Here is a 14,060-nt window from a genome sequence, read left to right on the forward strand (position 1 = left end):
AGTCAATGACTACTGAAATGGCAACGCGATGGCCAACGGGACCGCGGTCTACAAGGACAAAGCCAGCGCGTGCGCCAACGCCAACGCCAACGCCAACGCCAACGCCAACGCCAACGCCAACGCCAACGCCAACGCCAACGCCAACGCCAACGCCAACGCCAACGCCAACGCCAACGCCAACGCCAACGCCAACGCCAACGCCAACGCCAACGCCAACGTTGCGGTCGGCTTTATGCGCATAAACCGGGATGCAGCGATCGATGCGGTCGCTCGACGCTGCATCGCGCATGGCGTCTTAAATTGCCATTGCGGCGCCCGAATTCGGAGCGTGTCGGTTACTCGACCATGCATGGGCCGGCGGATTCGCATCTCGTCCAGAGCAACGAGCTACGCCGCCGCACGGCCGCTACAATACTCTCGTCTTTGATCCACTCTCACTAGCAGACCGATGATCACGATCTATCACAACCCCCGCTGTTCCAAATCTCGCGAAACGCTGGCGTTGCTCGAGACGCTCAATCAGACCGGGGAAGCAATCAATGTCGTCGAATACCTGAAGCAACCGCCGACCGCCGCGCAATTGAAGGTGCTGCATCGGCAGCTCGGGCGTTCGGTGCGCGAGATGATTCGTGACAACGAGGCACCTTATAAGGACCTCAATCTCGCAGATGCCGACATTTCGGATGCGCAGTTGTATGACGCGATTGCCGAGCATCCGATCCTGCTCCAGCGCCCGATTGTCGTGCATGGCGACCAAGCCGCGATCGGTCGCCCGCCGGAGGCAGTGAAGTCTTTGTTCGAATAATTGCTAGAAAAATAGTAATTCTAGTGGGTGATGGCCCGGCGGTTTTTCGTATTATAAATATGCGCCGGGCCTGAGTCGCTCCATCGGGCTCGCGTCGTGCGAGAAGTTGTGTGGCCGGGCGCAGATCCGGGTGCGCTGCCGCTCGTCTAGATCCAGAGCAACGTCATGCGAATTTCAGATTCGCACAAGCCCAAGCGCTCTTACATTAGACGATTACCCGCGACGCCTCGTCGGCCCAGCCGTACGCGATCCGCATACTATCACCGCACGTTCATTCGCTCTGTTCCGTCTCGTCCCCGCCCGCGACGCGCGCCGCTTCCCGCAGCAAGCGAATCTGCATCCGGTAATTGCGGCAACCGCTGCAAGCCGGCAGGTGCACGCGCACCCGGAGCCGTTCGTCGAGCGATAACGGGCGATCGAGTGCGTCCGACAGCAGCCGCGTGATGTCTTTACATTTCCCCAGTAGCATCTTCGGTCGTCAGGCCTTTTTCGGTGAGACAGGTGCGCAGCCGGGTCCGCGCGCGGTACAGCAGGACGCTGCAGTGATTCGCCTTCAACTTGAGTTCCATGCAGATGTCGTCGATTGCGAAGCCGAGGAATTCGCGCATCATGAACACACGGCCGATCTGCTCCGGCAGATGGTCGAGACACATCTCGAACAGCATCCAGAACTGCCGCTGCTGCAAGACCGTTTCCGGCTTGGGCCACGGACGCGGCTTTGCGTGCGGCGCCCAGTGACCATTGTCCGAGAATAGCTCGCGATCGAGAAGTGTTTCGCCGTCGAGTTCGGCATCGAGCGCGGACGCGTTGATGGTCCGCCGCCGCGCCCGCATCGTGTCGATCAGCTTGTTGCGCAGGATGCCGAACACCCAGGTCTTGTGGCTCGACTGTCCGTCGAAGCGCTCCGCCTGCGCCCACGCGGCGGCGAGCGCTTCCTGGACCGCGTCTTCGGCGGCATCGGCGTCGCGCAGTTGCAGGCGCGCGAAGCGGAGTAAATCGTGGCGCAATTGTGCGAGGTAGACGGGATCGTCGTGCGCGGTGCGCGCGTGCTGCATGAGATGGCTTCCGGTTCATGCCCGCGCGCATACGGCACGCACGGGCGGCAGCGCAAGATTATCCATGCGTGCGCGTCGTTGCAAGTTGCGTGTAAGCGACGCGCGTCGCCTTCGGGCGCGACCGCGTTTCTCGACGCGGCGCCGCGCGCTATGCTGACATCGTATGCCGCGCTGGCGATCGGTGGCGGAGCCGTGAAATACATCCGGACGACAAAAATGTAACCGGCGCACATATTCATCAGGTTATCCACAGATTCTGTGGAAAACTTTGTGGAAATCTGGTTCAAAGCCCCGATGTACCGGGGCTCAAGCTGGCTTGCTCATAAAAGGGCCGGTTGATACACAATCTGGAACGAATCCGAGCGATTACCTACTGGACGGAAGGAGAATCAGATGGCTTATCGTATTGCGGTGATTGTCGGCAGCCTGCGACGCGAGTCGTTCAATCGCGCGCTCGCAACGGCGGTGGTTTCGATCGCGCCGGCCGATCTGTCGTTCGAGTCGGTCAATATCGGCTCGCTGCCGCTTTACAGTCAGGACTACGACGCCGATTTTCCCGACGTCGCAAAGCGTTTCAAACAGGCGATCGAGGCGGCGCAGGGCCTGCTGTTCGTCACGCCCGAGTACAACCGCTCGATGCCGGGCGTGCTGAAGAACGCGCTCGACTGGGGTTCGCGTCCGTGGGGTGGCAATTCGTGGACGGGCAAGCCGGCCGCCGTGCTCGGCACGTCGCCCGGCGCGACCGGCACCGCGCTCGCCCAGCAGCATCTGCGCAACGTGCTTGCGTATCTCGACGTCCCGACGCTCGGCCAGCCCGAAGTGTTCATCAAGCATGACGCGTCGAAGATCGACGCGCAGGGCAACATCGTCAACGACGACACGCGCAAGTTCCTGCAGGGTTTCGTCGACTGCTACGCGGACTGGGTGCGTCGGCACGCGAAGTCGGCTTGACGGCCGATCGGCCGGGAGGGATCGGGTGCCACGGCGAACGCGTGCAGACGCGTTCGCCGTGGCATCGCCCGTCAGCATCGCCAGCAACCACCATCCCCCAACCGAATAAACAAACCGTCAGTCCACCGAACTCAATCCGCATGCCCCGCATGCCCCGCAGGCCCTGCATCGCGCTCGTGCTGGATCTTCAACAGCATGTCGTCGAGCAGCGCGATGTCGAACGGCTTCGACAGCAAGCGCGCATGCACGCGGCGCGTCCGGTCGAACTCTTCCGCGTAGCCGGTGACGAGAATCACCGGCAGCTTCGCATCGCCGCGCTCGATCGCCTCCGCGAGGTCGATCCCGTTCATCGTGCCGGGCATGTGGATATCCGAGATCACGAGATCGAACACGCCGGGCACCGCGGGCTCGGCGCCTGCTTCGGTCAGCATGCGCAACGCGTCGTCCGCGTTCGGCGCGTATGCGACCCGGTGGCCGAGCAGTTCGAGCAGCGCCTCGGTGCCCGCCGCAACTTCGCTATTGTCTTCGACGAGCAGGATTCGCAGCCCCGCGGGCGTCGACGCGGCGGCCGGCCCGTCGGTCGCCTCCGGCGTGACGACGGGCGGCGCGATGTCCGTGGTGCGCGGCAGATAGAGCCGCACCGACGTGCCGGCGCCGACTTCGCTGTCGATCGTCGCGAGGCCGCCCGAGCGCTCGCAGAACGCGAACACCTGCGGCAACCCGAGCCCCGTGCCCATTCCCTTCGCCTTCGTCGTGAAGAGCGGCTCGAACGCGCGCGCGAGCACGTCGGGCGGCATGCCCAGGCCCGTGTCCTCGACCGAGATTTGCACGAACTCGCCCGTCAGCGGAAAACCGTCCTCGCGGCGGAACGTGATGTTGTGCGCGCCGATCTTGAAGCGGCCGCCTTGCGGCATTGCGTCGCGGGCGTTGACGGCGAGATTGATCACGGCGAGCTCGAGTTCCGCGACGTCGACGCGCACGGGCCACAAGTCGAGTTGCGTATCGACGGCGAGCGTCGACTTCGAGCCGAGCGACGTCTTCAGCAATTCCCGGCATGACGCGAGCCACTGCGCGACGTCGATCGTCTCGCTGCGCAGCGGCTGCTTGCGCGCGACGCCGAGCAACTGGCGCGTCAGCGACTGGCCGTTCTTCAGCGCGCGCTCGATCGCCGCGAGCTCGGTGTCGAGATGCTGGACGCCGCGCCGCCGCACGATCTGCACGTTGCTCGAGATGATCATCAGCAGGTTGTTGAAGTCGTGCGCGACGCTGCCGACGAGATTGCCGAGCGCCTCCATCTTGCGCGACTGCCGGTATGCCGATTCGATCGAGCGCCGCATCGACGCCTCGGCCTGCCAGCGCTCCCACGCCTCCTCTTCGGCGCGCAGCCGCTTGAGCGACAGCCAGATCACGCCCCACAGCGCGGCGGACGGCGCGAACATCGAGATGAACAGGACGCTCAGATGCTCGTACCAGGCGCGGCGGATCGCGGACGTGCGGTACGCGCACGACACGAACACCGGATAGCTGCCGACCTGCCGGTACGCGACGATCTCGCTGTCGCCGTCGCGCTTCACGCGCACGACGCCCGCGCGCTGCTCGCCCTGTGCGCCGCCGAACGGCGTCGCGCTGTCGGCTTGCGCGGTGGCGTCGTCCGACGCGCCATGCGGCGCGGGCGGATACGACGCGAGCACGGCGCCGTCGCTGCGCGTGAGCGCCATCGACATCGGCGCGTCCGCGCCGCCGAGCAGGTCGCGATAGAACGCGTTGAAATACGACGACTTCAACGCGATCGACACCATCCCCGCAAATGTCCCATCGCTATGGCGCCGCGCGACGCCCGTGTTGAACACGGGTCCCGGATTCGCCGCCTTGAGCGGGCCCGGCATCACGCGCGAGATGTGCTCGATCACCTTGCCGTCGCGGATGCCGACGAAATCGTCGCGATTCGCGATCGACGCATACGGCGCCGGGTAATAGAGGCTGTTCGCGAGCAGCATCCCGCTCGCGCCGAAGATCGATACCGACGCGACCTGCGGATAGCCGCCGCCGATCGTGTTGAGCGCGTCGTGGATGTCGGCTTCGGCGTTGCGGACCGCGGCGTCGTCGAGATCCTGGACGAGATCGACGATGCGCGCATCCAGCGTCTCCGACAGATCGAACACCTTCAGCGCGTGCTCTTCGGCGACGCGCACCGTGCGCATCGTCACGTCGCGCGCGGTGGCTTCGCGCGTGCGCATGTCGTTGTAAGCCATCACCGCGACGTACACGCACGGCAGCACGATCGCGGCGACGAGCATCACGATGAGCGTGACGCGCCGCACCGCGAAGTCGTGTTCAGGCGCGCCGGCTGCGAACGACGCGTCGTCTTCCCAATCGTTGTCGGGCGGTGTCGAGCATGAGGCGTCGGGCCGATCGGGCGTCATGGTTGGCGAACGAATGCAAGAGGATTGATCGGCATCATAAACGAGTCGTGCATGCGCGCCCGCATGCGGCGCGGGCATTGCGCAAGCCCGGATTTCCGGCGTTTGCGGCGGCTTCGCGCAAACAGCGACGAATTCAAAAGCGCAAACGTAAGCAAAAGAATAATTTGCGTGCTTATCGCAAAAACAATTCGAGCTATTCCCGGATTCGAATTCGAGCTAATCAATTCTGTTCGAACCGGGAAAAATGGCGAGTTGCAACGCCCCGGGTTTACTCCCAGAATCCCGCATCGCTTTCCTATGCGGAACATGCCCGCGATGTCCGGGCGTAGCCTCGACGAGGTCCATCCGCGAGCGGGCGCGTGCGGTGCGTCGAGCCGGTTCTTGCGAGCCGAGCGGTGCGCGCATGGTCCGTTTCTCGTATCGCCAGTTGCACCTTGCCTAAAGAAGCGCGGCGAACCGTCGTTAACGCGAGACACACGACTCCGTTTACCGCTACGACAGCCATGCCTCTGCCGATTGTGATCGCCGACGATTCCTTGCTTGCTCGCAAGCTGCTGACGAAGGCGCTGCCGGTGGACTGGGACGTCGAAGTGAACTATGCGTCGAACGGTCGCGAGGCGCTGACGCTGTATCGCGACGGCAAGGCATCGGTGATGTTTCTCGATCTGACGATGCCGGACATGAGCGGCTACGAAGTGCTCGAGACATTGCGCGGCGAGGATCTGAACACGTTCGTGATCGTCGTGTCCGCCGATATCCAACCGATGGCGCAGGCACGCGTGCGCGAGCTGGGCGCGGCGGCTTTCGTCGCCAAGCCCGTCACCTCGGAAGCATTGCTGCCCATTCTCAAGGAGTATGGGTTGTATGTCTGAGATGGTGTTGACGGCGGAGCAACGCGACGCCCTGCAGGAGATCGCCAACCTCGCGATGGGACGCGCGGCGGCGCGTCTCGCGCTTCTCCTCGGCACCTTCATCGAACTGTCGGTGCCGCGCGTGCGTGTCGTGCGCGCGGCCGACGTCGGCCGCGTGCTGCGCGACATGACGGGCATTCACGACAACGTGACCGCCGTGCGCCAGGGTTTTCGCTCCGACATCAAGGGCGAGGCGCTGATGCTGTGCCGCAGCGCGGGTGTCAGCCAGCTCGTGTCGCTCGTCGACGACGCCTACGCGGACGACGAATTCGGAACCGTCACGCAGGCCGAACTCATGTTCGACATGGCCAACGTGTTGATGGGCGCGTGCGTGTCGTCGATTCTCGACGAACTCGGGCGCACGCCGGTGTTTTCGCCGCCGGGGCTGCTCGGCGAAGACATCGCGCTCGACGACGCATTTCAGCCCGACGTGCTTGCATGGAGCGAGACGCTCCTTCTCGAAGTGAACTTCGGCGTCGCGGACGACGGTGCCCGCACGCATTTCGTGATGCTGCTCGCGGAAGACTCGATTCGCCACATGAGCGACGCCCTCGATACGTTGCTGTCCAGCTTATGAACCTTCTTTCTTCGCTGAGCGATCTCGTCATCGAACGGGTCAGCTTCGGTATTTTCGTGCTCGACCGCGAGATGAAGGTACTCATGTGGAACCGGTTCATGCAGGACCACAGCGGCGTCGCCGCCGCCGACGTGATCGGCCGCAATCTGTTCGACAGCTTTCCGGAGCTGCCGCGCGCGTGGCTGTCGCGCAAGATCGAGAGCGTGTTCCAGCTCGGCAGCTTCGCGTTCAGCTCGTGGGAGCAGCGTCCGTATCTGTTTCGCTTCGATCACGACCGGCCGATCACGGGCGGCGTCGACTTCATGCAGCAGGACTGCACGTTCGTGCCGATCGCGCGCGGACGCGAAGTCGAGGCCGTCTGCGTGACGATCTCCGACGTCACGCATGTGAGCGTGATGCAGCGCGAGCGCGAAGAGGCCGTTGCGAAGCTGCAGGAATACGCGAACCGCGACGGGCTGACGGGCATCGCGAACCGGCGCTTCTTCGAGGCGCGGCTGCGCGACGAATTCGAGCGCTGGCAGCGCTACGGCGGCAATTTGTCGGTGCTGCTGTTCGATCTCGACCACTTCAAGACGATCAACGACCGCTTCGGCCACGTCGTCGGGGACAACGTGTTGCGTGTGATGGCGCGCCGCGTCGCGGACGTCGTGCGATCGCAGGATACGTTCGGCCGCTTCGGCGGCGAGGAATTCGCGCTGCTGCTGCCGTGCACGTCACTCGACGAGGCGATGCACGTCGCCGAGAAGATCCGGCAGACGATCGGCAGCACGCCGATCGAAGCGGAAGGCGCGCTGGTGCCGGTGACGGCGAGCGTCGGCGGCGCGGCAGCGCACGCCGGCGCGCTCACGCACGAGACGCTCGTCAATGAAGCCGACGCCGCGCTTTATCGCGCGAAGCGGCAGGGGAGGAATTGTTCGGTTGCGTTTGGGTGAGGCGGCGAGTTGGATCGTTGGGGATTCGATCGGCTGATTGCCTGATTGCCTGATTGCCGGACTGCCGGACTGCCGGACTGCCGGACTGCCGGACTGCCGGACTGCCGGACTGCCGGACTGCCGGGCTGCCCAACTGCCCAACTGCCCAACTGCCCAACTGCCCAACTGCCCAACTGCCCAACTGCCCAACTGCCCAACTGCCCAACTGCCCAACTGCCCAACTGCCCAACTGCCCAACTGCCCAACTGCCCAACTGCCCGTTCGCTCGGACAACTCGTGCATCTTCGGCAACCGCGGCAATGCGCGCGAGGCGACGCAGCCGGCGCGCCGCGTCGCTACGTCGCGTGAACGGCATCAGCCGCGTGCGATCGCGGCCAGCGCATCGGCGACTGCGCTCGGCTGCGCGATGAACGGCGAGTGGCTGCTGTCGAGCGTGTGCACGTGCGTGCGATTGCCGGGGGCGAGCGCGTCGGCCTCGTCGATGAAGCGCTGCTGCAGCGCAGGCAGCAGCACCCGATCGCGCAGGCACTGGATGTAATGACGCTCGATCGCGCCCCAGCGCGCGGCCGTCGTGTCGATGCGCGTCGCGAACGGCGCCGCCGGTACGTCGCAACTGAGCAGATGGCCGACCGCCGTGTGATCAGCGTCGTTCGCGTCGTCGCAGAGCGCGCGCTTCGCGGCTGCGCGGTACGCCGGATCTTCGCTGCGCGGATCCATCCGCAGCGCGCCCGTCGCCTTCGGGCTCGCCATCATCAATGTCGCCAGCATCTCGCCCTGGTTCTCCGGCGCGCGCACGTAGTCGAGCCCCGTCGCGCCGGCGGTCGGCATGAACGCGGCCAGATAGACGAGCTTCGCGATCTTCTCCGGTGCGCGCTCGGCGGCCATCGTGATCGCGATGCCGCCCATGCTGTGGCCGACGAGCACGACTCGCTCGTGACCGAGCGCGCGAACCTGGTCGATGGTGCGCAGCACGTGGTCGACGTAATCGTCGAGCGTCGTGCCTGCGACGGGCGACGGCTCGCTCGCGAACGCGGCGGCGTCGAGCGGGCGCTTGAAGAACGACGCGGGGAAGCGGGCGTTGATGCCGTGCGCGGGCAGGTCGCGCGCGACGGCCGCGTGGCCGTGCGCGGCGAGCGCGGGGATCACCCGCTCGTAGGCCCACGCGCCGTGCCAGGCGCCGTGCACCAGCACGAAAGGCAGAGGGGACGCTGACGCGGGGTCGTGGCGCTCGGCGATGGTGTCGCGCGGTTTGGTCGGCAAGTTTGTCTCCTGTCGGTTATGGTTTGAGCGGTCGATTGCAGGCTTGCGCCATCTTAGTGAGGAATCGGCATCGCGTGGCAGTCGATCGCGCCCCAAGAGCGTATTTGGTCGTGTGTCGAGTAGTTTCATGGCGAATGCCGGCCGCCGAATGCCGAACATTGACCGTCGACCGTCGAGCGCCGAGCGCCGAGCGCCGAGCACCGAGCACCGAGCACCGAGCACCGAGCACCGAGCACCGAGCACCGAGCACCGAGCACCGAGCACCGAGCACCGAGCACCGAGCACCGAGCACCGAGCACCGAGCACCGAGCACCGAGCACCCAATGCCCAATGCCCAATGCCCAATGCCCAATGCCCAATGCCCGCCCGAAGGCGACAGACGCGGATTTCGCGCGAACGGATGATGGGGGCAGAGCAAAGTCGTCAGGCAGCGCATCGATTAAATTCGGCCGGTCATCAATCCACGTTCAAACCGACAAATTGAGACTTTGCAAAGCTGGAATCTACGCCGACTTCCAATCTCCGTCACGCTTCCGTCCCCTATTCACCACGACGTCCCCACGCCCGCACCGTCCGCAAAACCGAACCACTCGCCCGCACCGCGCACGAGAACGCACCACACCGTGCCGTCCGCCTGTATTCGACAGCCGAACCGGGCGGCAGCGACCCTTAAAGATTGCTATACTCTCGCCCAATTCCGGTTTTCCGCCGGTAATTTGTGCCTGTCTGCGCCCATCGTTCGCGCATCTCGCACGCATTTACCATCCCCAGCCGGGCATGGCTTCTTCAATCGCCCCGCGAGGGCGCCTTAGCGGAGCTCGTCTTGGCCGTTTCCAATCTCGTTGTGGACGATAACGAAGCCGACGCCGCTGCCGTCACATCGGGCAGCTCTTTCTATCTCGCGATGCGCATCCTGCCCGCGGAGCAGCGCGACGCGATGTTCCAGGTCTACGCGTTCTGCCGCGCGGTCGACGACATCGCCGACGAAGGCGGCCCGCGCGCCGAGCGGGCGGCGCAGCTCGACCGCTGGCGCGCGGCCATCGACGACTGCTACGCGGGCAAGCCGCGCGCGTCGCTCGTGCCGCTCACGCGCGAGATCGGAAAGTTCGGGCTGCGTCGAGAAGACTTCCACGCGATGATCGACGGGATGGCGATGGACGCGGCCGAGGACATTTGCGCGCCCGACGAAGCGACGCTCGACCTGTACTGCGACCGCGTCGCGAGCTCCGCCGGCCGGCTATCGGTGAGGATTTTCGGGATGCCGGACGAGTCCGGCCGCATGCTGTCGCACCATCTCGGACGCGCGCTGCAATTGACGAACATCCTGCGCGACATCGACGACGACGCGGCGATCAACCGCTGCTACCTGCCGCGCGAACTGCTTGCGCGCGAAGGGATCGCGATCACCGATCCGCAGACGATTGCGCGCGATCCGAAGCTGCCGCGCGTTTGCGCGACGCTCGTCGAGCGCGCACAGCGTCACTTCGCGCAGGCCGACGCGGCGATGGACGCGTCGCGGCGCGCGCAGGTCCGCGCGCCGCGCATCATGTCGGGCGCATATCGCCTGATTCTCGAAGCCGCGGTCGCACGCGGCTTCGCACCGCCGCGCGCGCCGCTGCGCAAGCCGCGCGCGCGGATGCTGCTGCTCGTGGCGCGTTACGCGCTGTTCTGATTCGATGCGGGAGACCGTCGACGCGGGCGCGTGCTTGTCCGGCCGCGCCGCCACGCTCGAACTGCGGCGCGCACTGCGCACCGCATCGCAACCCGCCGCTGCGCGCGAGCAGCGCCGATCCGATCGCACGCGATGCTTGGCGATTGGAACCGGCGTCTGTGTCGCGCCGATGGCTCGCCGCGCGGCCCCCGCGCGGCGAATGCAACGTCCCGGCACGCGCACGCGCGTGTCGACCCAGATGCTCGCGGGCGCTCGGACGGCCGCAGGCCGGCCCGCGACGAACGGGCGCGCGCTTCGTCCAGGCGAGATCGCCCGACGCGCGCGCCGGCAATAAGAGAGGGACCGATGAACGACATGACCGAAATGCACACGCTCGACGCAACCGCCGCGTCCGCCGCGCCGGCCACCGATGCGCCCGCCGCGCCCGCCGGCCTCGACGCCGCCGTCGCGCGCGCGACCGACGCGCTCCTCGCTGCGCAGAACGCGGACGGCCACTGGGTCTACGAACTCGAAGCCGATTCGACGATCCCGGCCGAATACGTGCTGCTCGTCCACCATCTCGGCGAGCAGCCGAACGTCGAGCTCGAGCAGAAGATCGCGCGCTATCTGCGCCGCATCCAGCAGCCGGACGGCGGCTGGCCGCTGTTCACCGACGGCGCGCCGAACATCAGCGCGAGCGTGAAGGCGTACTTCGCGCTGAAGGTGATCGGCGACGACGAGAACGCCGAGCACATGCAGCGCGCGCGCCGCGCGATCCACGCGATGGGCGGCGCGGAGATGTCGAACGTGTTCACGCGGATTCAGCTCGCGCTGTACGGCGTCGTGCCGTGGTACGCAGTGCCGATGATGCCGGTCGAAGTGATGCTGCTGCCGCAATGGTTCCCGTTCCATCTGTCGAAGGTGTCGTATTGGGCGCGCACCGTGATCGTGCCGCTCCTCGTGCTGAACGCGAAGCGTCCGGTCGCGAAGAATCCGCGCGGCGTGCGCATAGACGAGCTGTTCAAGAGCGCGCCCGTCAACACGGGCCTGCTGCCGAAGCAGCCGCACCAGCGCACCGGCTGGTTCGCGTTCTTCCGCGCGGTCGACGGCGTGCTGCGCCTCGTTGACGGCCTGTTCCCCCGCTACACGCGCGAGCGCGCGATCCGGCAGGCGGTCGCGTTCGTCGACGAGCGCCTGAACGGCGAGGACGGCCTCGGCGCGATCTATCCGGCGATGGCGAACGCGGTGATGATGTACGCGGCGCTTGGCTATCCTGAAGATCATCCGAACCGCGCGATCGCGCGCCGGTCGATCGAGAAGCTGCTCGTCGTCGGCGAAGACGAGGCGTATTGCCAGCCGTGCCTGTCGCCTGTCTGGGACACGTCGCTCGCCGCGCACGCGCTGCTCGAGACGGGCGACGAGCGTGCGCGCGACGCGGCCGTGCGCGGCCTCGACTGGCTGATTCCGCGGCAGATCCTCGACGTGCGCGGCGACTGGATCTCGCGCCGTCCGCACGTGCGTCCGGGCGGCTGGGCGTTCCAGTACGCGAACCCGCACTATCCGGACGTCGACGACACGGCGGTCGTCGTGATGGCGATGGACCGCGTCGCGAAGCTCGATCAGTCGGATGCGTATCGCGAGCAGATCGCGCGCGCGCGCGAGTGGGTCGTCGGCATGCAGAGCAGCGACGGCGGCTGGGGCGCGTTCGAGCCGGAAAACACGCAGTATTACCTGAACAACATCCCGTTCTCGGATCACGGTGCGCTGCTCGATCCGCCGACGGCCGACGTGTCGGGCCGCTGCCTGTCGATGCTCGCGCAGCTCGGCGAGACGAACGCGTCGAGCGAGCCCGCACGGCGCGCGTTCGACTACATGCTCAAGGAGCAGGAGCCGGACGGCAGTTGGTACGGCCGCTGGGGGATGAACTACATCTACGGCACGTGGACCGCGCTGTGCGCGCTGAACGCAGCCGGCCTCGGCCACGACGATCCGCGCGTGAAGCGCGCCGCGCAATGGCTTTTGTCGATTCAGAATCAGGACGGCGGCTGGGGCGAGGACGGCGAAAGCTACAAGCTCGACTACCGCGGCTATGAGCGTGCGCCGAGCGTATCGTCGCAGACGGCATGGGCGCTGCTCGGCCTGATGGCGGCGGGCGAAGTCGACAATCCGGCCGTCGCGCGCGGGATCGACTATCTGCTCGGCGCGCAGCGCGAGCATGGCCTGTGGGACGAGACACGCTTCACCGCGACGGGTTTCCCCCGCGTGTTCTATCTGCGTTATCACGGCTACCGCAAGTTCTTCCCGCTGTGGGCCCTCGCCCGCTATCGCAACCTGAAGCGCGCGAATACGACGCGCGTGACGGTCGGGGTGTAACGGTCGATGGCTGGTTCCGGCCATTCGGTCGCGCCCGTGATCGCCGTCGCCGGGATGGCGTTCGAGGCGCGGATCGCGCGCGGCGCGGGCGTCGAAGCGGTCTATGCGGCGCGCGCGGACCGGCTCGAGCGGGCGCTCGCCGAAGCGGCCAATGCGCACGGCTGCGCGGGCGTCGTCAGCTTCGGCACGGCGGGCGGCCTCGCGCCCGATCTCGCGCCGGGCGTGCTGATCGTTGCCGATGCGGTAGACGGGCCGTTCGGCGTACTCAATACCGATTCCGCCTGGCGCGCGCGCATCGTCGCCGCGCTCGCCGGCACGCCGATCGCGGCGCGCACGCGGCGCGGCACGCTTGCGGCGGTTGGCGCGCCCGTCGTCGGCGCGCGCGAGAAGGAATCGCTGCATCGGACGACGGGCGCGCTCGCGGTCGATATGGAATCGCATATCGCCGGTGCGTTCGCGGCGGCGCGCGGCGTGCCGTTCGCGGTGTGCCGCGCGATCGTCGATCCGGCGTGGCGCACGCTGCCGAAAGCGGCGACGGCCGGGCTGCGCGAAGACGGCAGCACGGCGATTCTGCCGATTCTGCGCGAGCTTGCGAAGCAGCCGTCGCAGCTCGGCGCGCTGCTGCAGGTCGCGGGCGACGCGCGCGCGGCCCGTTCGACGCTCGTTCAGGCGCGGCAAGCGTTCGAACGCGCGGGAGCGTGGCGGATCGGCTGAGCGCGATTTGCGGTTGTTGCTTCGGTTGCGTTGTCGCAGGGCGGGCGATGCGACCGCATTTCGCGCAGTGGTGCGGCGCGAGTTGGTTCGTCGTTCGAAGCGATCGCGATGAATCGTTTTCGCGCCGCTTGTCTTTGCTTGATTCGGCGATGTGGGACGTAAGCTGTTGCTCCCCGCTCCCCGCTCCCCGCTCCCCGCCTTCTGCTTTTCGTCCCCGCTCCCAGTCCGAAGCCGAAGCCGAAGCCGAAGCCGAAGCCGAAGCCGAAGCCGAAGCCGAAGCCGAAGCCGAAGCCGAAGCCGAAGCCGAAGCCGAAGCCGAAGCCGAAGCCGAAGCCGAAGCCGAAGCCGAAGCCGAAGCCGAAGCCGAAGCCGAAGCCGAAGCCGAAGTCGAAGTCGAAGGGGAAAAGC

General features: G+C 66.3%; 15 protein-coding genes. 11 read left to right on the plus strand and 4 right to left on the minus strand.

All coding sequences use genetic code 11. From position 1 onward, the window contains the following. Window positions 1-28: 28 nt before the first annotated feature. Together WS62_RS37480 and arsC are read left to right on the plus strand one after the other, a co-directional pair. Window positions 29-427 (plus strand): hypothetical protein, encoded by a 399-nt coding sequence (locus tag WS62_RS37480; protein ID WP_197422872.1) that lies wholly within the window; start codon window positions 29-31, stop codon window positions 425-427. Between the two features lie 21 nt (window positions 428-448). Further along, window positions 449-805, plus strand: coding sequence for an arsenate reductase (glutaredoxin) (arsC, locus tag WS62_RS19135; protein WP_066573993.1), 357 nt, complete (start codon window positions 449-451; stop codon window positions 803-805). 271 nt (window positions 806-1,076) lie between these two features. Here the strand turns inward: arsC and WS62_RS19140 are convergent, their stop codons facing one another. Both WS62_RS19140 and WS62_RS19145 read right to left on the minus strand, forming a co-directional pair. After that, window positions 1,077-1,274 (minus strand): zf-HC2 domain-containing protein, encoded by a 198-nt coding sequence (locus tag WS62_RS19140; RefSeq protein ID WP_066573995.1) that lies wholly within the window; start codon window positions 1,272-1,274, stop codon window positions 1,077-1,079. Continuing rightward, window positions 1,255-1,860 (minus strand): RNA polymerase factor sigma-70, encoded by a 606-nt coding sequence (locus WS62_RS19145; protein ID WP_066573996.1) that lies wholly within the window; start codon window positions 1,858-1,860, stop codon window positions 1,255-1,257. The genes WS62_RS19140 and WS62_RS19145 overlap by 20 nt, the downstream gene beginning before the upstream one ends. 393 nt (window positions 1,861-2,253) lie before the next feature. Here WS62_RS19145 and WS62_RS19155 point away from each other — a divergent pair, with 393 nt between their 5' ends. Continuing rightward, window positions 2,254-2,811, plus strand: coding sequence for an NADPH-dependent FMN reductase (locus WS62_RS19155; RefSeq protein WP_066574003.1), 558 nt, complete (start codon window positions 2,254-2,256; stop codon window positions 2,809-2,811). A gap of 131 nt (window positions 2,812-2,942) precedes the next feature. On the opposite strand, the gene WS62_RS19160 is transcribed toward WS62_RS19155, so the two are convergent. After that, window positions 2,943-5,234: a hybrid sensor histidine kinase/response regulator gene (locus WS62_RS19160; RefSeq protein WP_066574005.1), complete on the minus strand. Its 2,292-nt coding sequence runs from the start codon at window positions 5,232-5,234 to the stop codon at window positions 2,943-2,945. A gap of 503 nt (window positions 5,235-5,737) precedes the next feature. Between WS62_RS19160 and WS62_RS19165 the strand changes: the two genes are divergently transcribed. The 3 genes from WS62_RS19165 to WS62_RS19175 are packed head-to-tail and all read left to right on the plus strand — an operon-like array spanning window position 5,738 to window position 7,654. Further along, complete coding sequence (locus tag WS62_RS19165) at window positions 5,738-6,106, plus strand: response regulator (RefSeq protein ID WP_066488125.1); 369 nt, start codon at window positions 5,738-5,740, stop codon at window positions 6,104-6,106. Next, a complete protein-coding gene (locus WS62_RS19170; protein WP_066574007.1) occupies window positions 6,099-6,722 on the plus strand; it encodes a chemotaxis protein CheC in 624 nt (207 codons plus the stop codon). Before WS62_RS19165 ends, WS62_RS19170 begins: the two co-directional genes overlap by 8 nt. Next, window positions 6,719-7,654 carry a sensor domain-containing diguanylate cyclase gene (locus tag WS62_RS19175; protein ID WP_066574009.1) on the plus strand — a complete coding sequence of 312 codons (936 nt, stop codon included), beginning with the start codon at window positions 6,719-6,721 and terminating at the stop codon, window positions 7,652-7,654. The genes WS62_RS19170 and WS62_RS19175 overlap by 4 nt, the downstream gene beginning before the upstream one ends. A 354-nt stretch (window positions 7,655-8,008) precedes the next feature. On the opposite strand, the gene WS62_RS19180 is transcribed toward WS62_RS19175, so the two are convergent. Beyond that, the gene (locus tag WS62_RS19180) at window positions 8,009-8,914 is read right to left on the minus strand and encodes an alpha/beta fold hydrolase (RefSeq protein WP_066574011.1); all 906 of its coding nucleotides are present in this window, start codon (window positions 8,912-8,914) and stop codon (window positions 8,009-8,011) included. An 823-nt stretch (window positions 8,915-9,737) separates the two neighbouring features. On the opposite strand from WS62_RS19180, the gene hpnD reads away from it, so the two are divergent. The 5 genes from hpnD to WS62_RS37485 all read left to right on the plus strand — a co-directional run. Then, the gene (gene hpnD / locus WS62_RS19185) at window positions 9,738-10,586 is read left to right on the plus strand and encodes a presqualene diphosphate synthase HpnD (RefSeq protein WP_066574014.1); all 849 of its coding nucleotides are present in this window, start codon (window positions 9,738-9,740) and stop codon (window positions 10,584-10,586) included. Window positions 10,587-10,590: 4 nt separating this feature from the next. Continuing rightward, a complete protein-coding gene (locus WS62_RS38295) occupies window positions 10,591-10,920 on the plus strand; it encodes a hypothetical protein (RefSeq protein WP_066574016.1) in 330 nt (109 codons plus the stop codon). Window positions 10,921-10,931: 11 nt separating this feature from the next. After that, window positions 10,932-12,938, plus strand: coding sequence for a squalene--hopene cyclase (shc, locus tag WS62_RS19195; RefSeq protein ID WP_066574017.1), 2,007 nt, complete (start codon window positions 10,932-10,934; stop codon window positions 12,936-12,938). 6 nt (window positions 12,939-12,944) lie between these two features. Next, entirely contained in the window at window positions 12,945-13,652 is a 708-nt protein-coding gene (locus WS62_RS19200; protein ID WP_066574020.1) for a phosphorylase, read from the plus strand. Beyond that, window positions 13,637-14,060 (plus strand): hypothetical protein (locus WS62_RS37485; protein ID WP_197422873.1); only part of this gene is annotated, 424 nt, incomplete at its 3' end. The genes WS62_RS19200 and WS62_RS37485, both read left to right, overlap by 16 nt.

Source organism: Burkholderia sp. ABCPW 14, from assembly GCF_001523835.1.
GTDB lineage: Bacteria > Pseudomonadota > Gammaproteobacteria > Burkholderiales > Burkholderiaceae > Burkholderia > Burkholderia mayonis.